The sequence below is a fragment of the Acinetobacter sp. 2JN-4 genome, assembly GCF_003687745.1.
GTDB classification, from domain to species: Bacteria; Pseudomonadota; Gammaproteobacteria; order Pseudomonadales; family Moraxellaceae; genus Acinetobacter; species Acinetobacter halotolerans.
In genome coordinates this window covers 424,319-445,589 of the sequence record NZ_RDNY01000002.1, presented here as the reverse complement: position 1 = coordinate 445,589, position 21,271 = coordinate 424,319, and the positions used below count along the sequence as shown (strand labels likewise).

23 protein-coding genes are annotated in these 21,271 nt (G+C 40.5%); 9 read left to right on the top strand and 14 right to left on the bottom strand.

What is annotated here, in order from left to right; genetic code table 11:
* Positions 1–894 carry a 4-hydroxy-tetrahydrodipicolinate synthase gene (gene dapA, locus EAH57_RS05015; RefSeq protein ID WP_005194138.1) on the bottom strand — a complete coding sequence of 298 codons (894 nt, stop codon included), beginning with the start codon at positions 892–894 and terminating at the stop codon, positions 1–3.
* A gap of 294 nt (positions 895–1,188) precedes the next feature.
* Here dapA and pncA point away from each other — a divergent pair, with 294 nt between their 5' ends.
* From pncA to EAH57_RS05000, 3 genes are all read left to right on the top strand, one after another.
* Positions 1,189–1,821, top strand: a complete 633-nt coding sequence (pncA, locus tag EAH57_RS05010) for a bifunctional nicotinamidase/pyrazinamidase (RefSeq protein ID WP_121929089.1) — start codon at positions 1,189–1,191, stop codon at positions 1,819–1,821.
* A 92-nt stretch (positions 1,822–1,913) separates the two neighbouring features.
* Entirely contained in the window at positions 1,914–2,378 is a 465-nt protein-coding gene (locus EAH57_RS05005) for an Lrp/AsnC family transcriptional regulator (RefSeq protein WP_121929088.1), read from the top strand.
* Between the two features lie 213 nt (positions 2,379–2,591).
* Positions 2,592–3,230 carry a YitT family protein gene (locus EAH57_RS05000; RefSeq protein WP_121929087.1) on the top strand — a complete coding sequence of 213 codons (639 nt, stop codon included), beginning with the start codon at positions 2,592–2,594 and terminating at the stop codon, positions 3,228–3,230.
* Positions 3,231–3,302: 72 nt separating this feature from the next.
* Here the strand turns inward: EAH57_RS05000 and glmS are convergent, their stop codons facing one another.
* The 8 genes from glmS to EAH57_RS04960 all read right to left on the bottom strand — a co-directional run bounded on the left by glmS (position 3,303) and on the right by EAH57_RS04960 (position 11,628).
* The gene (gene glmS / locus EAH57_RS04995) at positions 3,303–5,141 is read right to left on the bottom strand and encodes a glutamine--fructose-6-phosphate transaminase (isomerizing) (RefSeq protein WP_121929086.1); all 1,839 of its coding nucleotides are present in this window, start codon (positions 5,139–5,141) and stop codon (positions 3,303–3,305) included.
* A gap of 12 nt (positions 5,142–5,153) precedes the next feature.
* On the bottom strand, positions 5,154–6,518 hold the full coding sequence (gene glmU / locus EAH57_RS04990) for a bifunctional UDP-N-acetylglucosamine diphosphorylase/glucosamine-1-phosphate N-acetyltransferase GlmU (protein WP_121929085.1): 1,365 nt from the start codon (positions 6,516–6,518) through the stop codon (positions 5,154–5,156).
* Between the two features lie 22 nt (positions 6,519–6,540).
* On the bottom strand, positions 6,541–7,062 hold the full coding sequence (locus tag EAH57_RS04985; RefSeq protein WP_005194127.1) for a phosphatidylglycerophosphatase A: 522 nt from the start codon (positions 7,060–7,062) through the stop codon (positions 6,541–6,543).
* Positions 7,040–7,957, bottom strand: a complete 918-nt coding sequence (gene thiL, locus EAH57_RS04980; protein WP_121929084.1) for a thiamine-phosphate kinase — start codon at positions 7,955–7,957, stop codon at positions 7,040–7,042. The genes EAH57_RS04985 and thiL overlap by 23 nt, the downstream gene beginning before the upstream one ends.
* A 14-nt stretch (positions 7,958–7,971) precedes the next feature.
* Complete coding sequence (gene nusB, locus EAH57_RS04975) at positions 7,972–8,421, bottom strand: transcription antitermination factor NusB (protein ID WP_005194123.1); 450 nt, start codon at positions 8,419–8,421, stop codon at positions 7,972–7,974.
* A 3-nt stretch (positions 8,422–8,424) separates the two neighbouring features.
* Positions 8,425–8,895, bottom strand: coding sequence for a 6,7-dimethyl-8-ribityllumazine synthase (gene ribE / locus EAH57_RS04970; RefSeq protein WP_004673571.1), 471 nt, complete (start codon positions 8,893–8,895; stop codon positions 8,425–8,427).
* 11 nt (positions 8,896–8,906) lie between these two features.
* Positions 8,907–10,028 (bottom strand): bifunctional 3,4-dihydroxy-2-butanone-4-phosphate synthase/GTP cyclohydrolase II, encoded by a 1,122-nt coding sequence (gene ribBA, locus EAH57_RS04965; RefSeq protein ID WP_004673570.1) that lies wholly within the window; start codon positions 10,026–10,028, stop codon positions 8,907–8,909.
* 307 nt (positions 10,029–10,335) lie between these two features.
* The gene (locus EAH57_RS04960) at positions 10,336–11,628 is read right to left on the bottom strand and encodes a hypothetical protein (RefSeq protein WP_171407375.1); all 1,293 of its coding nucleotides are present in this window, start codon (positions 11,626–11,628) and stop codon (positions 10,336–10,338) included.
* 63 nt (positions 11,629–11,691) lie between these two features.
* Between EAH57_RS04960 and serB the strand changes: the two genes are divergently transcribed.
* The 3 genes from serB to EAH57_RS04945 all read left to right on the top strand — a co-directional run bounded on the left by serB (position 11,692) and on the right by EAH57_RS04945 (position 14,278).
* On the top strand, positions 11,692–12,912 hold the full coding sequence (serB, locus tag EAH57_RS04955) for a phosphoserine phosphatase SerB (protein ID WP_121929082.1): 1,221 nt from the start codon (positions 11,692–11,694) through the stop codon (positions 12,910–12,912).
* Between the two features lie 408 nt (positions 12,913–13,320).
* Positions 13,321–13,656, top strand: a complete 336-nt coding sequence (gene aciT, locus EAH57_RS04950) for a ciprofloxacin tolerance protein AciT (protein ID WP_004673565.1) — start codon at positions 13,321–13,323, stop codon at positions 13,654–13,656.
* A 142-nt stretch (positions 13,657–13,798) separates the two neighbouring features.
* Entirely contained in the window at positions 13,799–14,278 is a 480-nt protein-coding gene (locus EAH57_RS04945) for a hypothetical protein (protein WP_004673563.1), read from the top strand.
* A 63-nt stretch (positions 14,279–14,341) separates the two neighbouring features.
* Here the strand turns inward: EAH57_RS04945 and dtd are convergent, their stop codons facing one another.
* Positions 14,342–14,782, bottom strand: coding sequence for a D-aminoacyl-tRNA deacylase (gene dtd, locus EAH57_RS04940; protein ID WP_121929081.1), 441 nt, complete (start codon positions 14,780–14,782; stop codon positions 14,342–14,344).
* A gap of 151 nt (positions 14,783–14,933) precedes the next feature.
* Between dtd and pncB the strand changes: the two genes are divergently transcribed.
* From pncB to asd, 3 genes are all read left to right on the top strand, one after another.
* Positions 14,934–16,139 carry a nicotinate phosphoribosyltransferase gene (pncB, locus tag EAH57_RS04935; protein ID WP_121929080.1) on the top strand — a complete coding sequence of 402 codons (1,206 nt, stop codon included), beginning with the start codon at positions 14,934–14,936 and terminating at the stop codon, positions 16,137–16,139.
* A 385-nt stretch (positions 16,140–16,524) separates the two neighbouring features.
* The gene (locus EAH57_RS04930) at positions 16,525–17,373 is read left to right on the top strand and encodes a sulfurtransferase (protein WP_121929079.1); all 849 of its coding nucleotides are present in this window, start codon (positions 16,525–16,527) and stop codon (positions 17,371–17,373) included.
* A complete protein-coding gene (gene asd, locus EAH57_RS04925; RefSeq protein ID WP_121929078.1) occupies positions 17,370–18,221 on the top strand; it encodes an archaetidylserine decarboxylase in 852 nt (283 codons plus the stop codon). Before EAH57_RS04930 ends, asd begins: the two co-directional genes overlap by 4 nt.
* Before the next feature lie 86 nt (positions 18,222–18,307).
* On the opposite strand, the gene EAH57_RS04920 is transcribed toward asd, so the two are convergent.
* The 4 genes from EAH57_RS04920 to EAH57_RS04905 form a co-directional block, all read right to left on the bottom strand.
* Complete coding sequence (locus EAH57_RS04920) at positions 18,308–19,135, bottom strand: GIY-YIG nuclease family protein (protein ID WP_121929077.1); 828 nt, start codon at positions 19,133–19,135, stop codon at positions 18,308–18,310.
* Between the two features lie 17 nt (positions 19,136–19,152).
* Entirely contained in the window at positions 19,153–19,455 is a 303-nt protein-coding gene (locus tag EAH57_RS16220; protein ID WP_322899083.1) for a transcriptional regulator, read from the bottom strand.
* Positions 19,456–19,910: 455 nt separating this feature from the next.
* Positions 19,911–20,252: a DHCW motif cupin fold protein gene (locus EAH57_RS04910; RefSeq protein WP_004673553.1), complete on the bottom strand. Its 342-nt coding sequence runs from the start codon at positions 20,250–20,252 to the stop codon at positions 19,911–19,913.
* 502 nt (positions 20,253–20,754) lie between these two features.
* On the bottom strand, positions 20,755–21,231 hold the full coding sequence (locus EAH57_RS04905) for a GNAT family N-acetyltransferase (RefSeq protein WP_121929076.1): 477 nt from the start codon (positions 21,229–21,231) through the stop codon (positions 20,755–20,757).
* Positions 21,232–21,271: the final 40 nt, after the last annotated feature.

The window sequence follows — 21,271 nt, the reverse complement described above, 5'->3', positions numbered from 1 at the left end:
TTAAATAATTCCCGCAGCTTTTAAATCTGTGCGGAGAGGTTCACGATATTGTTCTGCAAGCGGGGTCAATGGTAGGCGAATACCTGTGCTCATATATCCCATCTCATGCAAAGCCCATTTCACAGGAATTGGGTTTGATTCGCAAAACAAAATATTGTGTAGATTTGCAATTTGTTGATTCAAACTTTGTGCTTTTGCTTTATCGCCAGCCAATGCCGCTTCACAAACATCGCTCATTTGTTTAGGTGCCACATTCGCAGTAACAGAAATATTGCCTTTCGCACCGAGTAAAATCAGTTCCCAAGCAGTTTCATCATCACCTGAATAGACGGCCATTTTACCATTTAAACCTTCAATCAGCGCTTGTCCACGTGGGAGGTCGCCTGTGGCATCTTTGATTCCGACAATGTTTGGAACATCTGCAAGACGAATCACGGTCTCATTTTGCAAATCTACCCCAGTACGGCCTGGAACATTATAAAGAATTTGTGGAATATCAGCAGCTTCAGCAATTGCTTTATAGTGTTGATATAAGCCTTCTTGGGTCGGTTTATTATAATATGGCGTCACCAACAGTGCGGCATCTGCACCGAGTTCTTTTGCAGCTTTGGTGAGTTCAATCGCTTCACGAGTCGAATTTGCACCTGTGCCTGCGATAATTGGAATACGTTTATTGGCAACACGAACCACTTCTTTGATGACTTGCGTGTGTTCTTCCATGCTTAATGTAGACGCTTCGCCTGTTGTTCCAACAGCAACAATACTATGTGTGCCTTGTTGGATATGCCACTCAACAAGCTTCTCAAGGCTCTTCCAATCTACACCACCATGTTCAAACATTGGGGTAACGATTGCGACAATTGAGCCTTGTATATTTTGTGCTAGCTGAGTCATTTTAAAAAAATATCCTATTTTCCCATCCGAGATTGAAGTAATTAAAACGAAATATTGGATGGATGCAGTATTTTGATTGGTCGTTCAACAATTAAGCCACGTTGAATGACAATTATGCAAATTATGACTGATCGGAGACATAAGAACAATACGCTTTCGTTAAACTGTAAGAAACTTTAATTCATCTTTGGCTTGAATGATTTTCATCTTATAAAATAATCAGAGTTGTAGTCAGATGCTTGAGAGCAGCGTATGGTACAAAAGGAAGCTTTAGTTGGAATGTAGGATGATCAAATGCAAGTACAATTGAAACATACTGCACTTATCGTGGTGGATGTACAAAATGGATTTACGCCTGGTGGAAACTTAGCAGTTGCCAATGCAGATCAAATTATTCCACTGATTAATCAACTCGCGCCAAGCTTTGAACATGTGGTGCTGACTCAAGACTGGCATCCTGAGCAGCATATTTCGTTTGCAGAAAATCACTCTAATAGAATGCCATTTGAAACCATTGAGTTGGCTTATGGAACGCAAGTGTTGTGGCCTAAACATTGTGTACAAGGTTCGCATGATGCGGCATTCCATCCTGAGCTAAATATACCAACGGCTCAGCTTATTATTCGTAAAGGATGTCATCAGGACATTGATAGTTATTCAGCCTTTATGGAAGCCGATCGTAAGACACCGACAGGATTAAATGGCTACTTAAAAGAGCATCAAATTGACACCGTTTATATTGTGGGGATTGCTACGGATTTTTGTGTGGCGTGGACGGCTTTGGATGCGGTAGATTTTGGTTTTAAAACCTATGTGGTTGAAGATGCATGTAAAGCAATAGACTTAAATGGTTCATTGCAACAGGCTTGGCAAGCGATGTTGGCGCAAGGCATTCAACGGATTCAATCCTCCGCGATTTTTCCATGAACTTGTGAGGTTCGCGCTAAAAACGTTAAACTGCTCATCACCATGTATTTTCATTGTTTATTTAGCAATGCCACCCCATAACTGAGAGTTTCATGATCGAAGAACTTGATGATTTTGACCAAAAGATTATTCATCATTTACAATTAAATGGTCGTTTGGCCAATCAAGAATTAGCTGAATTAGTTGGGTTGTCGACTTCGCAATGTTCACGCCGTCGAATTTATCTTGAGCAGCAAAAAATAATCACAGGCTATTATGCTCAGGTTGCTTTATGCGCTGATCCAACCCCGATCATGGGTATTATTGAAGTAAAGTTGCAGAATTATAATGATGCAACACATGATCGCTTTGTTGACTTTCTTTTGCATGAGCCCGCAGTCAAAGATATTCATAAGTTGACGGGGAGTTATGATTTTGCACTCAAGGTTGCGGTTAAAAACTTAGATGAAATGGTCAAGCTGATTGGGGTTTTATCGTCGAGTGATTTTGGTGTCAGTAACTTAAATACGTCAATTGTCTTGGAGAAACTTAAAGAGAATGGGATTGCAATGAAATAAAAAGAGCAGGCAATGAAATGAAATCAGTACAAAATAGTCTTTTGCATTAAGATGGGGCAGTACATGCTAAAATCATTATTCTGAATATAAATTGCATTTATGACAAAAATATAAGAATAAATTGCGGAAAAACAATAAAAATGATCAAATATGCCATGTCTTTCCTTGAAAGATCTCTCTCCCTTTGTTGTTCTCCTGTTGAGTTGTACCGTTATGAATACCGATCAAAATGTATCTTTGGTAAGTCCTGTCACGCCTGTGATCGAACAACACTCAAAGATTGAAGATGCATTGGCGATGTTGATTGGAACATTTATCTTATCTTTTGCCATGGTGCTATTGAAACAAGCTGGGATTATGACGGGTGGAACTGCGGGCTTATCTTTGTTGATTCATTACATTACCGACATTCAGTTTGGTATTTTATTCTTTCTGATCAATATTCCATTTTATTATTTTGCTTATAAGAAAATGGGGCTTGCCTTGGTGGCCAAGACCTTTATTGCCGTGGCGTTATTGACAGGTTTTACTGAAACCATTCCTCATTTTGTTCAGCTTGCCACTGTGCACCCGATTTATGCGACCGTTTTTGCCAATGTACTGATGGGCGTGAGTTTTTTGATTTTGTTTCGTCATCGCTCAAGCTTGGGTGGAATCAATCTACTGGTGCTTTATTTACAAGAACGTTTTAAGATTCCAGCAGGAAAGGCGCAGATGGGAATCGATGTGGCGATCTTGCTGGTGTCGTTATTTTTTGTGGATTGGACATTAATTCTGATTTCAATTTTTGGTGCGGTGATTCTAAATTCGATTATTTTACTGAATCATAAAACCAGCCGTTATGTGGCTTAGCATATTTTTTTAGATTTTTTTTCAGCTTGATAAAAATAGAAGGAGGCTTAAAGCCTCCTTCTATCTATTTGATTATTCTACAGTAACGCTCTTGGCGAGATTACGAGGTTGATCGACATCGGTCCCACGTAATACCGCAACATGGTAAGACAGTAATTGCACAGGAATACTGTAAACAATTGGTGCTAACCATTCATTGATCGTTGGAATATGCACGACATGTTGACGATCTTTGCCTTGAATGCCGCTATTTTCATCCGCAAACACAAACAATTCGCCACCACGCGCTTGTACTTCTTCCATGTTCGATTTTAATTTATCGAGCATTTCATCCTTTGGCGCTAAAATCACGATTGGCATTTCATTGTCCACTAAAGCCAGTGGTCCATGCTTTAGCTCACCCGCAGCATAACCTTCGGCATGGATATATGAAATTTCTTTCAGTTTCAACGCACCTTCAAGCGCGATTGGGAAATGGGTACCACGGCCTAAGAATAAGCAGTGGTTTTTCTCAACAAACAGTGTGGATAAACGTAAGATGTCGGTATCACACTGTAATGTGTCTAAAATGACTTTCGGACAGTGCCACAATGCCTCTATGATTTCAGTGAGTTGTGCCGCAGAAAGCTGTTGCTTGACTTGTCCTACTTTGAGGATCAGTAACATCAATGCCGCAAGCTGTGTAGTGAAGGCTTTGGTTGATGCAACCCCAATTTCAGGGCCTGCCAACGTCAATAAATGATGATCTGTCTCACGAACCATTGATGAGGTCGCAACGTTACAAATCGTCATGGTACTAATGTCGATATTTTGCGCTTTCGCACGTTTTTGTATTTCACGTAATGCCGCTAAAGTATCCGCTGTTTCACCTGATTGAGAGATACAGAGATATAAGGTATTTGCGACAATGACAGGATTGCGATAGCGGAATTCGCTAGCAATCTCAATTTGACAAGATACCCCAATCAACTGCTCAAACCAGTATTTTGCGATCATCCCCGCATGGTAGCTGGTACCACAGGCAATGATTTGTACTTGTTGAATTTTACTAAAATCCGCATTGGCGTAGCTGAGGAAATCTTCACGTAGGGTATTGCCATTCAGTGCTTGAGCAATAGTCTGCTGCATCGCTTCAGGCTGCTCATAAATCTCTTTCAGCATGAAGTGTTTATATGCGCCTTTGGATACATTGCTTACGGTTGCGTCCAATTCTTTTACAGGACGTTCAACAGCCTCACCATTAACAAAAACCTCAATACTGCTGCGTGTTAAACGTGCAATATCACCTTCCTCTAAATAAACAAAGCGATTGGTGACAGGTAATAATGCCAATTGGTCTGAGCTAATAAAATTCTCACCAATTCCCACACCGATGACAAGCGGTGAACCTTCACGTACGGTGATGAGTTCATCTGGATGTGCAGTGTGGATAATACCCAACGCATACGCGCCTTTAAGCTGAGGTGTAACCTTTTGTACCGCTTCTAATAGGCTATCCGTTTGTTTTAGTGCATCATTGACCAGATGCGCAACCACTTCAGTATCGGTCTGAGAGCTAAACACATAGCCTTGTGCTTGTAATGCATCCTTGAGTTCTTGGTAGTTTTCAATAATACCGTTGTGAACCACTGCAACATTACCTGATACATGTGGGTGAGCGTTGTTCTCAGTCGGTTTGCCGTGAGTCGCCCAACGCGTGTGTGCAATCCCGATATTTCCGGTTAATTTTTGTTCAGATACCGCTTCATCTAAATTGGCGACTTTTCCTACGCGGCGTTCACGTAAGATTTTTTGATTATTTAATAATGCTAAACCTGCCGAATCGTAACCACGATATTCGAGACGTTTAAGACCTTCAATGAGAATATCGGTTACACAACGTTCAGCAACGCCACCAACAATACCACACATAATTTTATCCTCTTATTTTTTCAACTTCTGGGGACGTTGATAATTCGCTTTTTCAAACTGCTTAGATCGTTCGACCGCTAAACTATGCCCAGTTACATCTCGGGTTAGGGTTGAACCAGCGCCAGTGGTAGCACCTTGACCAATTTTGATCGGTGCAACCAGCGAGTTATTGGTGCCAATAAAGACCTGATCTTCAATAATGGTTCGATGTTTATTTGCACCATCATAATTACAGGTAATGGTGCCAGCGCCGATATTACAATCCGCACCGATATCGGCATCACCTAAATAGGTAAAGTGATTGGCTTTAGAACCCTGACCGATATTCGAGTTTTTAACCTCAACAAAGTTACCAATATGCACCTCATTGGCTAATTTTGCACCGGGGCGTAGACGAGCAAAAGGCCCGATCTGCGCATTTTCACCAACAACCGCATTTTCAAACACACTATAAGCTTGAACTTGGGTACCCGCAGCAATACGTGTATTTTTTAAAATACATCCTGCACCGAGCTGGACGTTATCGCCAAGTTCACAATCACCCTCAATGATGACATTGACATCAATCAGTACATCTTGACCGCATATTAAGCGGCCACGAAGATCAAAACGACTTGGATCAATCAAATGCACACCTTGTTGCATCAGCTCTTTGGCTTGTTGTTGCTGAAATTGGCGCTCTAGGGTTGCAAGCTGTAAACGATCATTGACACCCTCAACTTCAAATGCCAATTCAGGTTGAATCGATGCAATTTCTAAACCATCCGCAACCGCCATCGCCACAATATCGGTCAGGTAATATTCACCTTGTGAATTGTTGTTGGATAGTTTTGGTAACCATTGATGCAATTTGGCATTACTGACACAGTAAATGCCCGTGTTAATTTCTTGAATTTGACGCTGTTCTTCATTCGCGTCTTTATGTTCAACAATCGCTTGAATTTTTCCTGCTTCACGAACGATACGGCCATAGCCCGTTGGATTTTCAACATTGAGCGTGATCATACCAATACCTGATTGGCTAGAGGCATCAAGCAGTTGTTCAAGCGTGCTTTGGCGAACTAAAGGCACATCACCGTAGAGAATCAAAGAAACGCCATCTTGAGGTAAAACGGGCAAAGTCACTTGAACGGCATGGCCTGTTCCAAGTTGTTCGGCTTGTTCAACCCATTCAATTTGTTCTTCAGCAAAGCTTTGTTTGACCAGTTCTCCACCATGCCCATAAATGGTAATAATATTTTGAGCCTGCAGCTTTTTTGCTGTTTGAATTACATGACCGAGCAGTGGACGACCCGCGAGTGGTTGTAATACTTTTGGTCGTTGTGAACGCATGCGCGTTCCTTTCCCTGCTGCAAGAATAATAACTGTTGTTGACATGATTAACTCTAATATCAATAGCTTAAGTTAGAAAATAAAAGTGAATAATAAAAATACAAAGCGCTGCCCAAATTCCAGCAATGATGTCATCTAGCATGATGCCTAGACCACCAGACACTTTTTGGTCCACCCAATTGATTGGGAATGGTTTCCAAATGTCAAAGATGCGGAACAAGATGAATCCGACCAGAACCCAGAGCCAATTTAGTTGTTGTAAATACAGTAAAGGAAGTAAGGTGATGGATTGTCCAGCAAATTCATCCCATACAATACGGCCATCATCATGTACATTGAGGACTTTGGCGGTATGTCCACAGATATAAATGCCGATCAGCGACATCAATAAAACCACCACAATACTTGCCGATAATCCAAGATATAGCCAAAGTGGGACAAACAGCAAGGCGAAAGCAGAACCAAAAGTACCCGGTGCTTTAGGACTGAGACCGGAACCAAAGCCAACACCACAGAAAACGATGCAGCGGTTATACCAAGTCATTTGATTGAAGCGAATGGGTGGTTTATGCAAAGTGTTGGTATCCATGAACATCCAATGGGTAAATCTCGCCCATATACTCAAATAGCAATCCAGTTTGCTGGGCAATTTCGCCGATTATTGTAAGCGGAACATCTAAGTGTTGTCGCAACAGTTTCTCATAATTTTGCGGTGATATTGTAAAGCATAGTTCGTAATCATCGCCACCAGCCAGCGCATAATGCCAAGCTTGCCGCATATCTTGTGCTTTCAGTGATTTATCTATCGGTAGCTGATCGAGCAATAATTTGGCACCGCGCTTGGATGCTTTAAGAATATGACCAAGGTCTTGCGCAAGCCCATCTGAAATATCAATCATGCTGGATGCCAAGCCTTTGAGCTGTTGTCCTAAATGACAACGTGGCGTTGGATAGTCGAGGCGTTGCTGTAGAGGATGACCTAAATGTTGTAATCCGTATGCAGCATCACCGATTTGACCACTGACACAAATATAATCGCCGACTTGAGCGCCTGATCGAGTAATCGCTTGACCGTGTTCAATCCAGCCGAGTGCAGTCACACTGATCGTCAGTTGCGTACTCTGAGTAGTATCACCACCAATCAATGCAACCCCAAATTGGTCACAACAGTCAAATAGCCCGCGGCTAAATTCGGCTAACCAATCGTGGTCGATCGTCGGAAGGCTTAAAGCAAGTAAAATACTATGTGGTTTTGCACCCATTGCAGCCAAGTCAGATAAGTTGACCGCTACACTTTTCCAGCCAATGGCGTGGGCTGAGGTGTCTAAGGGGAAATGCCGACCCGCAACAAGCGTATCTGCACAGATCACCAACTGTTGTGAGGGAGGTGGGGTGACAATGGCTGAGTCATCACCGATGCCTAAACTAACATCAAGCTTTGATGTGCGTTTAAAATATTGATCAATGATCGAGAACTCAGCCATAGAACATCAAGCCTTTATTTTGCTTGCTGTTTTTCAGCTTCACGTAATTTTGATGATAAACGGTCTAATACACCATTGATGTATTTATGACTATCAGCACCACCAAAGTGTTTTGCTAATTCAATTGCTTCATCCAGCACCACACGATACGGAACTTCGAGGTGATCTCGAAGTTCGTAAGCACCGAGTCGTAAAGTTGCAAGTTCAACACCATCCAGTGCGTTCAACTCACGGTCAAGGACTGGAATAAGTAACTCATCTAAAGCGTCATGTTGAGCAACCACTTGCGTGAGCAATTCATGGTAATAGTTAAGGTCAACTTTATGCATGGCATTTTCGACACGGGTACGTGCTTCAATTTCATGGACAGGATTATGACTCATTTGCCATTCATAAATTCCTTGTACAGCAAAACGACGTGCTTTGCGTTTCGCTGCATAAGCGGCCTGAAGTGTTTGCGACATGCTTTAAATTGCCTTTAATAAGTTAACCATTTCGATTGCAGTAAGTGCAGCTTCGCTACCTTTATTACCTGCTTTCGTACCAGAACGTTCAATTGCTTGTTCAATGCTGTCTGTTGTCAAGACACCATTGATGACAGGCATTGTGCTTTCAAGTGCCACAACACCTAAGCCTTTGGCACACTCACCTGCAACGAAGTCAAAGTGTGGTGTGCTACCACGGATCACCGCGCCTAATGCAATAATGGCATCAAAGTTTTTTGATGCAGCGAGTTTTTTCGCAACAATAGGCAGTTCCCACGCACCTGGTGCATGGATCACGGTGATGGCTTCTTCTGAAACGCCATGGCGTTTTAAAGTGTCGATAGCACCTTCAAGTAAATGTTCAACCACAAAGCTGTTGAAACGACCCACTAAGATCGCATAGCGACCTTCGCTTGCGAGATGTAATAAACCTTCAATTCGGCGAATTGCCATAGCAACCTCGATTATTTTGCTGTGATTTGATCGGCAGTGATGTATTCCACGACCTCTAAATTAAATCCTGATAGGGCATTGAAACGAAGTGGAGAACTCAACAACTTCATTTTTTCAACGCCTAGATCACGTAAAATCTGTGCGCCTACACCAATGGTTTGATATTGATGTGAAAGTGCAGCATTTGATTTGAGCGGTTTTGGTTGATTTAACTGATCGAAAGCATGACCTAAATCTTGTAAATGGTCCTGACCGATCCAAACTAAAACGCCACGTTCGCTTGCTGCAATGGTTTTGAGGGCAAGATCTAAATTCCAAGCAGAAGAACCATCTGCTTTATTTAGCTTTAATAAGTCACGAATTGGGCTGAAACCATGTACACGGACAGTGGTTACACCTTGCTTTGGTTCGCCTTTGACTAAAGCTAAATGAATATCTGGATTACCAAGTTCACGGTATTTATACAGTTCAAATGTACCATATTCAGTTTGTATACTTTCTTGTGACAAACGTTCTACGGTTTGTTCATTGGTCATACGGTAGTGAATCAGATCTGCAATGGTTCCAATTTTTAAACCATGTTTTTCAGCAAATATTTCCAAATCCGCACGACGTGCCATGGTGCCATCATCATTGATAATTTCACAAATGACAGATGCAGGTTCTAAACCTGCAAGTCGAGCCAGATCACAACCTGCTTCGGTATGTCCAGCACGATGAAGTACACCACCTGGTTGAGCCATTAATGGGAAAATATGACCTGGTTGTACAATATCACTTGGTTTGGCATGTGCAGCAACTGCAGCGTGAATGGTATGGGCACGTTCAGCCGCAGAAATACCTGTGCTAATGCCTTCTGCCGCTTCAATTGAAAGCGTAAAGTTGGTTGCATGCTGTGCGCCGTTTTGGTCAACCATCAGTGGGAGGTTGAGTTGTTTACAGCGTTCGCGACTCAGGGTCAGGCAGACCAAACCACGTGCATGGGTGATCATGAAGTTAATATCTTCAGGACGCACATGCGTCGCAGCGATGACTAAATCACCTTCATTTTCACGATCTTCGTCATCCATAAGGATGACCATTTTGCCTGCACGAATATCTGCGACAAGCTCTTCAACACAACTTAGCGGCATTCGTTTTCACCTTTTTGCTGCCCTTTAAGGCACTAGTATTCGATAAATCTGACATAGTTTAACGCATTTTAAAAAATTTCGCCTGTGCTTCTTAGCGGCTGTTGATATTTCACCTTAGGAGCTATAGCGTTCATTGCGGCAAAAAAATATTTCTGTCATCGAGCTTCGCCTTGCGCTGCGATCAAAGCAGTGCTTTGCTCTTGCTCAGGTATTGTAAAACGAACAAGACTTTGCGTCAGGGGAGGCGCAAAGTCTTGAATGATGGTGGATAAAACGAGATGACCGTTCTTTATATGAAGTATGCGTATTAAGATTCTGTCGCAGCTTTGGCTTTTTTCCCCATCAGGATTTCAGTACGTATCGTTTGTGCCAAGGTCGCACATTCTTCATTCATACCATTAATCATAAAAGCATGACGTGTCATGATATTGCTTGGATTCGGCATCGCAACCAATTCATAGCGATGTTGAATGGTTTTGAGCTGATCGTGGTTGAGGTGTAAGGCCGCTTCTTTGGCATGTAAATGTTGGGTTAAACGTTTTGCGGCTTCGATGGCATCCAGTTGCATTGCATCAACAGCGCTAGCAACAGCACCACGGGTTTGTAGCGCAAAGCGTTTATCTTCACGATAGCGCTTGTAAAGCACTTCGGCCAATAACTGGAATACCGCACCAACCATCATCAAACATTCTAGTGCATGTGGTTGTTCCGAGGTGGTCGATAAGGTTGCACCTTCAGCATTGAACTCTTGTACCACGCAAATTTGAGCTGCATCGATTTGATAATGCTTAGCGCAGAGATCGATGCTTTTATCTAAGAACAATTGGCACAATTTGAAATAAGGCACCGAAACAGACTGGTTGACACTATTTAAAAGCTGTTTTGGGTCATAAAACTGAATATTGAGTGCCAAAGCTTGATGATTCATTTGAGATGGATCTATTGGCGTTTTTTCAACACGCGGTTTGGCTTGTGCTTTGGTTTGTTGTTGCGCTTGAGCCACTAAGGTGATGGTATTTTGCTTTTCAAGCGCGAGAGCTTGGGTTAAACGCTGAATTTCATGTTTAAGATGGTTTTCTTGATTGATACGCGCCAAGTATTCACTGCGTGTTGGGCGAGCAATCACACGATAAGCCAACCAAATCAGGAAGTGAATAAATAAGGATGCAAATATTGCCAACCATTGGGTACGCAAGATCTCCCCAATGCTAGGTTGAATTAAGGTAATTTCAACCGTTCCGACTTTCTTTTCATTTTGCAATGCATCGCGGACGAATACTTCGCCCTGACGTGTTTTGGCCATACCACTGGTCGCCAGCACTTGCTGATTTGCATTTAAAATACGAATCGATGCAACGCTTGGATTGGTGGCATAGCGATTGGCAACCAATGCCAACGAAACGGTATTGGCGGGTTCCAGTTCTGCAAGACTATCTGCCACCAGCTGACTGGTCATCAGCTGTCCTTGGCTGGCGCGATTTTCATTGAGTTGATGTGTCGTTGCAATCACCAATAAAAAGGTATGCAATGCAAAACTTACGATCAGTAGGCTAGCAAATAGCCCTTGGCGAGGCGCATTCAAGTTAAATTTCCAAGGCAAATAGATTCATGGGTTATGCTATGATTCTTACACAATAGTTGTCGCTCAAACACGAGTCAATTCATGCGAGAAATCATTCTTATATCCTTTTTAGGACCAGATCAACCGAATCAGTTTACTCGATTAATGCAAGTACTATCCGTACATTCTTTGCAAATACTCGATGTTGGACAGGCCGTTATCCACAATCAACTCACTTTAGGGATTGTTGTTGCTTCGGATAATGAAACTGCAACTGCATTAGCAATGAAAGAGATCCTGATTTTAGCACATGATATTGGCTTAACTGTTCGATTTAAACCAATCTCCAACGCAGAATATGAGCAATGGGTCAGTGAAGGTGGCAGAACACGTTATATTGTCACAGCGCTTGCGCCAGAATTAACCGCAGAACACTTGCAAGCTGTCACAAATATTGTGTCAGGTCAGGGCTTTAATATCGAAACAGTTACCCGACTGTCAGGTCGTTTGGCTTTAGAAGAAGAAAGTCATTTTCCTCGTCGTGCCTGTGTGCAGTTTGGTTTAAGTGGTCAAATGCTAGATGCACAAGCCATGCGTGCTGCCTGTTTAAGTTTATCTGGCGAATTGAATATTGATGTCGCAGTGCAAGAAGACAATGCTTATCGCCGTAATCGTCGTTTAGTATGCTTTGATATGGATTCGACTTTAATTGAACAAGAGGTGATTGATGAAATCGCCTTAGAAGCGGGTGTTGGTGCGCAAGTTGCTGAAATTACAGAGCGTGCTATGCAAGGTGAATTAGATTTTCAACAAAGCTTTCGTGCTCGCGTTGCTTTATTGAAAGGTTTAGATGCTTCGGTTCTACCTAAGATTGCAGAACGTTTGACTATTACTGAAGGTGCTGAGCGTCTGATTACGACATTAAAATCATTGGGTTATAAGACTGCGATCTTATCTGGTGGCTTTCAGTATTTCGCTGAATACTTACAAGAAAAACTTGGGATTGATGAAGTTCACGCCAATATTTTAGATGTACAAGATGGCGTTGTTACTGGTGAAGTCCAAGGCGCAATTGTTGATGGTGCACGTAAAGCTGAATTGTTACGCCAATTGGCTGAACGGATGGGAATCTCACTTGAACAAGCCATGGCGGTGGGGGATGGTGCCAATGATTTACCGATGCTGTCTATAGCAGGTTTAGGTGTTGCATTCCGTGCTAAACCATTGGTGCGTCAAAATGCCAATCAAGCTATTTCTAGCGTGGGTTTGGATGGGGTGCTGTATCTATTAGGAATGCACGATAAAGATCTGAATCGTGCTTAAACACAGCGATAATTGCATTAAAATGGTGCCGCTTTTTGAGCGGCACTGTGCATTTTATCCTGTCTTTTTTTCTTCATATTTATGTCTAAATGTATAGAAAAACAACGATAAAAAAATTCAGAAAAAAGTTTTTATACATCCGAATTGATGTCTATTTTTTTGTAATGACACGCTGCAATTGATGCTATATGGAAATTCAGGACTTTTGTAATTTAAAAAAATGTAATGACAAAAGCATATTGCGACAGCTTGTGTCGTGTGGTTAATTTCAGGCTCTTTTTTTCTAAAAAAAACACTCCATAATGCTTAAAGACGCAAATGCAATACGAAGTACTGTTAGAGATACAGAACAATTATGATGAGGTCTGAACAAGAATACAGACCATCTTTTTTAAGACGGAGGTTCCTATGGAAGCAGCGAATTTCACCATGTGGGTTGGATTTGGCTTAATCGCTGTCGCAGTTATTGCTGTTTTCTTTTCTCCTTATCGTCGTTGGTTAGGTTTTATGTTGGCAGGTATGCTCTGTTGGGGACTGTTAGAAGTGGTACGCTTTGGTGTGCAAACCATCTTCGAAATATCAGTCGCTTATAGTTATCTGACGGCCCTGAGCCTCGCGATGGTGACGGTTACATTTATCCTTTTACGTGAAGACAAACAAGCACAAAAACAGTTAGCAAATCGTCAGTATATTGAACATACACCAGTATATAAGGACGATCAGCAACAATGTTCTAGCCGATAATTTATAATAATTTGAACAACAACAAAGGCATGCTCAGCATGCCTTTGTTGTATTCTGTGACAAAGCTTTTACCGACCTTTCTACAATTGTGCTAGGATACGGATTGTCTTAATTTCCACCATATACTGTAGGCATAAATGTCATGAAGCTTTCTTCTTTACCTGTGGTTAAGCTACCTATTGTTGATGTAAGTACTGATCCACTTGATTTGTTAGTGGCAGGTTTGGCGTTACGTATGAAGCAATTAGCACGTACTAGCCCGAAGTTTATTGAGTTGGTACATGATCGCGAATTCCGTATACAAATCGGAACTGATCTAGGATTGGCGCGTCAAATCCTTGTGAACCATGGCAAGATTGAGACAGTTGCAGGTAGCCCAGAAAAAGCTGACTTTATTTTACAGTTTGCCGATAGTGAGCAAGGTGTAAAAACGTTAGTAAAAGGTGATCCAACTGCGTTCATGACTGGGATGCAAGATGGCAGTATTAAAATGGAAGGCGACTTTAGTTTGTTGGTGTGGTTCAACCAAGCTGCGAAATTAATTCCACCTAAAGTGCCAAAACCTGTAAAACAGAAGCTTCGTCAAGTTCGTGCATTTATTAAAGAAAAAACGGGCAGATAAAAAGCCATAAGAAAAGCTGCCAATTTGATGTTTTCAAATTGGCAGCTTTTTTATTGTTTGGAATTATTCGATTTCTAAGTTAAAAGTCACTGGACCATCATTGATTAAGTACACTTTCATATCCGCCGCAAAAACCCCTGTTTCAACCTGTTCAAATTGTTGACGGCTATACTCAACCAATTGTTCATACAGCGCTTTGGCTTCAGTCGGTGGCATAGCAGGTCCAAAGTCAGGTCGTAACCCTTTTTGGGTTTGCGCCATAAGGGTGAACTGAGAGACTAATAAAATCCCACCCTTGGCTTGGCTGACATTCCAGCCCATTTTGCCTTGTTCATCATCAAAGATTCGATATTTTAGAATCTTATCAATCAACTTTTGCCCTTTCTCTAAGGTATCTTCTTTGCCGAGGCCTAAAAACACCAATAAACCGTGTTGAATCTCACCAGTCGTTTGACCGTCAACCACAACCTTGGCTTCGAGGACTCGTTGAATAACTGCGCGCATAACATTGAAAGAGAATTGAAAAAAGACAGGCGATTTTAGCAGAGAAGCTTGATTAAAAAGTGACTTTGCAGCAAAAGTCTACTATCCAACAGCAGCGCTTTGGTTGTATAACGAGATATATTTGCAAAAGAATGGGTTAAAACCAGCACCTATGTCTGCCATTATTCGATCTTTACTCGACACCGACTTATATAAATTCACCATGTTGCAAGTGGTGTTACATCAGTTTCCGCAAACCCATAGTGTTTATTTATTTCGTTGTCGGAATTTAAAAGATACGGCTTATCCTTTGGCAGAAATTTTAGCTGATTTAAATCATCAACTGGATTTGCTCTGCGATTTAAAATTTGCAGAAGATGAGCTGCAATATTTACGTTCATTGCGCTTTATCAAAAGTGATTTCGTTGATTATCTAGAATTATTCCAACTGAAACGTCGTTTTATTCAGGCCAGTGTTGATGAAGCTGGGCGTTTGGATATTCGAATCGAAGGACCCATGGTTCAAGCGATGATGTTTGAGATTTTTGTCTTGGCCATCGTTAATGAATTGTATTTCCGCCGTATTCGTCATGATGATGTTTGGGTTGAAGGTGAGCGTCGGTTACAGCAGAAGTTGATTCAGTTGCAACAGTATGCTGAATTACAACAAGAAAATGATCCACCCTTTTTGGTTTCAGATTTTGGGACACGTCGCCGTTATAGTTTTGAATGGCAGAAGCATGTGGTACAAGCGTTTCATACTGCTGCACCAACCGTATTTCGTGGAACCAGCAATGTGCTATTAGCTAAAGAACTTGGCATTAGCCCCATCGGAACGATGGCGCATGAGTTTTTACAAGCCTTTCAAGCATTGGATGTGCGATTACGCAACTTCCAGAAAGCGGCACTAGAAGCGTGGGTACAAGAGTATCGGGGAGATCTTGGTATTGCTTTGACCGATGTGGTCGGTATGGATGCCTTCTTGCGTGATTTTGATTTGTATTTTGCCAAGTTATTTGATGGCTTGCGGCATGACAGTGGTGATCCGTATGAGTGGGGCGACAAAGCTTATGCTCACTACCGTAAATTAAAAATTGATACCAAAACCAAGATGCTGACCTTTAGTGATGGTCTTGATTTAGAAAAGGCATGGTTATTACATCAGTATTTTAAAGATCGTTTCCAAGTTAGTTTTGGAATAGGAACCAATCTGACCAATGATATGGGGCAGACACCGTTGAATATTGTGTTGAAATTGGTGGAGTGTAATCGACAATCTGTAGCCAAAATCTCGGATAGTTCAGGAAAAACCATGAGTGATAATGAGACCTTCCTTGCTTATTTACGACAGGTATTTGAGATTGAGGAAATTATTTAGTTATGACATTGACTCATCGAAAGCCAGCACAGCCTCTGAATATTTACAAGGTATAAGTTCTTCGTGTGGGCATTACCTTACTTTTGACTGGGCAAAAGTAACAAAACCCCTTTGTTTGGCTGACGGCACATCCTGAGCAATTTCAAAGCAACGCTTTGAAAGCAGCGCAAGGCAGCCAAACGGGCGGCATCCCTGCCGCCTCCACGATAGCTGCTGTCAGGTGCGTTAGCCTTTATTTTTATAAAGGCGAAATATGTGTTGGATGTGATGATTTAGATTATCCATATCCATTTTTCTGCTAAATGAATATGAAAAATCAGACGAAGATAAAAAGTGAGCTATGCTAAAATCAATCACAATGCTGTGATCACAAGATTCCATAACAATGACTGACATTGATTTTAAACTCGGTTTACTGATTGAACCTGAACAACTTGTTCCGCATTTAGGGCATGAATTGATTCGTGTGATTGATTTAAGTCGGGCATCGGTTTATGAACAGTTGCATATTCCCCATGCGATTCATTTACAGCCTAAATATTTAGTTGCGCAAAATGAACAAGCCAATGGTGTATTGCCCGATGTAGAGGGTTTAAAAGCCTTAATTGAAAAATTAAATATTTCACCTCAGCATCATGTGGTGGTCTATGACGATGAAGGTGGGGCTTGGGCAGGACGCTTGATCTGGAATTTACATTGCCTTGGGTTTACTCGTACCAGTCTAATCAATGGCGGCATTCACGCTTGGTTGGGTGCAAGTTTGCCAACGACCACTGACGTTGAAACCGTTATTCCAGTTCGCGAACTTGTACAGGTGGATTTGAATGCGGTACAACAACACCGTATTGAATACAATGAATTATTAGAGCAGGTTCAAGAACACAATATCCAGTTGTGGGATTGTCGTAGTCATGAAGAATATACAGGTCTGCGTTTAGCTGCGCGACGCGGCGGTCACATCCCAAATGCAATGCATTTTGAGTGGAGTACTGCCCTTAATCGTGAAAATCATCTAAAATTACACTCGCTTGAACGCACTCAACAACGTTTAGAGCAATTAGGCTTTGATTTACAACAACCTGTCGTGGTGTATTGTCAGTCGCATCACCGTTCAGGCTTGGCGTATATTTTGGCGAGATTGCTCAATTGGCAAGTCAGAGCCTACGATGGTGCGTGGAGTGAATGGGGCAATCGCCTCGATAGTCCTATTATTTCAGGGGAGTCACCGTCTTGAGTTTTGCAGCAGATTTAAAAAAACAATTCTTTATCAAAGCACAAAATTTAGTACCGCAACATCAGCTCAGTCGTGTTATTGGCAAGGTTGCCGCAAGTGAAAATGTTTTGGTGAAAACTGCTGTTATTCAAGCATTCAAAGCAAAATATGGTATTGATATGAGTATTGCTGAGCAAAGCAATGCTTTGCAATACAAGTCTTTCAATGAGTTTTTTACCCGGGCCTTAAAAAATGGGGTACGTGGTGTAGACGAGCGAGCAGATAGTGTTGTTTGCCCTGCAGATGGTGCGATTTCACAGCTTGGTAAAATTGAAGCAGGTGATATTTTCCAAGCCAAAGGTCAGAGTTTTTCTGTTGAGAAATTGATTGGTGATCCGCAATTGGCGAAGCCATTCCATGAAGGTCAATTTGCGACTGTTTACTTGTCACCTAAAGATTATCACCGTGTGCATATGCCATTGGCAGGCACATTGACGGAAACGTTATATATTCCGGGTGAATTATTTTCAGTGAACCAAGTGACTGCGGAAAACATTCCTGGTTTATTTGCGCGTAATGAACGCATGGTGTGTTTGTTTGATACTGAGCTTGGCCGTATGGCTGTGGTTTTAGTGGGTGCAATGATTGTGGCAGGCATTGAAACGGTTGCAACAGGTAAAGTAAAACCAACAGGCCGTGTTGAGTTACAGCATCATCAGATGAAACTTGAGAAAGGCGCAGAACTTGGCCGTTTCTATCTCGGTTCAACCGCAGTGGTATTGTTTGAAAAAGACAAGATGGTGTGGGAAGAACAGTTTAAAGCCAATTCGGCTGTTGTGATGGGTGAGCGGTTGGGTCATTCGGTTTAAGTTTTAAAATTAAAATAAATAAAAGCCCCTTAATGAGTTTAAGGGGCTTTTATTTATTTTGCATAGAGTTGAGGCTAGAGGTAACTTTAATTAGAATTATAACCAAATTCAGCATGCCGAGAGAGTAGAATATTTTTCCACCAACTTTCTCGGTGTAATATAATGTTATCATCAGTTGTTGACTTGAAAATATCCAAGATAGAATATCTAAAATTTTTTTCAATATGTTCTTTAGGAATTTGTTCTAATTGAATATTTCCGCCGTGCCTATTTTTGGCATAGTTTCCCCATCTATTTAATAACATGGTTTTCGCATATGCTGAGCCTACATACTTTTTGCCATTAGATGTATCTGTAATTAAATAAACGGCTTTTTGATTTTGTAGAGCAGTTCGCCAAACTTCCTTTTCTAAAACTTGTGTTAACTGTTTCCAAGATAAATTAACATATTCATATCCAGGAAATTTGTCTAACCCTCCCACTGGATATATTTCAAGAATATTCTTGTCCGAGGTGTAATGTTGATGCCATGCTAAAGTTGCATCTCCCCAATCAACGACTAGACGAAACTTAAACTCGTTAAATTGAGGCATTTCTTCAAGATCATATTCATATAGGTTATCTGAATTATAGGTTTCATTCTTGACTTTGAAGACTCCCCAGAATAAGGCTTTCTTCTTTTCTGTACCTAAAAAAGAGATAATGTAATCGAGTCCCTTAAATACATTTCTACTTTGTATTCGTTGATATTCTTCTAAGTTATTGATATTTGATAATGCATCTTCAAACAGATCACAAAATTCTCTATTATCTTTATGACGAACATACTTAATTTTAGTAGTTCCATTGAGGGGGTTATCATTTATTAAAGACATTAATTTTTTAAAAGTTAATGAACTTTGATTGCTTAACATCGTCTTTCCTCTTTTATTCAATTAATAAAAATTAGTTCTGGTTTTGCATTTAGAATATGTAATAGCATTGTAGTTGGACCATTAAGTTGACATTTCCCTTTTTCCCATTTCTCAAGAGTTTTAAGGCTGATAAATAATCGCGCCGCAAATTCGGCTTGAGTTACCCCTGTTTTCTCACGAACTAATTTAATATTTGGCGTTGGTTGTCTAGTACGCAATATTGTTTCTATAGGATTATTTCCAAGAATTACTTGATTATTCTCTAACAATTCATTAAATCTCGGGTCTGAAGCTTTAATGATATTTAATTTGTTTCTCATAACAGGACTCCCCTTCTTATTTTCAATATATAGAATACCAATGTAAATTTGAATGTATAATAGACATTAAGCGTCATATTGTGTCGTACTTGAATGTCGTTTAGTAAAAGAGTTGTTACATAATCGACTTTGATATTCCCAATCCAGTTTTAGAAAACCCTGTACGCTTTTTCTTACAACGATTAGGGGCAATGTCCCATATTCAGACCCAGTCGAATCACCTAATATGAACTCATCAGGAACAGGAAGTTCCAAAACATAAAACAAGAATTATAAGTTTTCGCATCGGGATGTGAGATACAACAGGAATGGTATCTAGTGAAAGGAATACGGAAAAAAGCTCGACAGGATGTCGGGCTTTTTTCTTTCAAATTTTTACTTAAAGTCTGATCTATGACTGAGTGGATGCATTGAATGTCATTAATTTAAGTTTGCATCAACTGTATTACATTAATTCAATCAATGATTAATAATTTAGCACCATTCAAACTGAAGGATTGGTGCGGCTCGGCATGATCACCAACTTGATAGCTCATTCCTTGGGTTAAAATAAAGGTGCGGCCATCTTTTAATCTACTTTCAAGTTCACCTTCTAAACAAAATAAAATATGACCTTTTTCACACCAATGATCGGCTAAGTAATTGGCTGAATACTCTACAATTCTTACTCGAATTTTATTGGTTTCTTCACCAAAATACTGGGTCTTCCAATACGCTTTTCCTGTTTCTCCACTGTATTCTGTGGTCTCTATTTTTTCCCAATCAGTAACTTGAAATGGAAAAGGGAAAATATTCATATTCTGTTCCAAAAATTTAGGTTCATTCTTAAACTATAGATAAATTTAGTTTTTGCAATACGCCTTTAATATAATGGTTACTATATGAAAGAAAGTTGACTCCATAATCAAAATTAAATTTTTATTCACATCGATAACCATAAAATCGATAGATTTGAAAAAAACAGATTTTTTATTAGCAGCTTAGGTACTTATAGCCAGATTTTTAAATACAACCCCGTACGTTTTTTCCTACAACGATTAGGGACAATATCCCATATTCAACTCAAATCGAATGGCCTAATATCAACTCATCAGGAACAGGAAGTTCCAAAAAATAAAACAAGAATCATAAGTTTTCGCATCGGGATGTGAGATACAACAGGAATGGTATCTAGTGAAAGGAATACGGAAAAAAGCTCGACAGGATGTCGAGCTTTTTTCTTTCAAATTTTTACCTAATCTCTGATGTCGTTGAGTGGGGGCATGCCTGATGACTCGACTAAATCCCTATTTCCCTAGCTTAAAGTTTTAAACGGAAAATGAGTGAATCTCTGTCTGGGTATTGGTATACAACAGGCAATAGTTGCTTAGCAATCTCCTTAAATCCAGCTTTACGATAGAATTTATGTGATTGAGTTGCTTTAGCTGGCGTATCTAAAAAGATTTCTAAAAATTGATTTATTTCAGCAAATTTTAAAAGCTCACTATATAAAGCCATTCCAACTTGATGACCTCGATATTCAGAAATAACAAAAAACTTTTTTAAAATAGCTGTTTGTGGCGTAAGTGCTTGAAGCCCAATTGTTCCGATCAGTTTATTGTTTTGATCTAATGCTAACCAAAAATTTCCACCTGATGTAATAAAGTATTTAGGTATATCTTGAATATCTGGTTGCTCAGCTAATGGGATACCGACATCAAATTCAATATTTTGAATACTTAAAATTAAATCAATAACGTCATTTTTAAACTTATCGTTATATTCAACAATTTTCATAGATCAACCACAGTAGTGAAAAATACGGGTATATACCCTC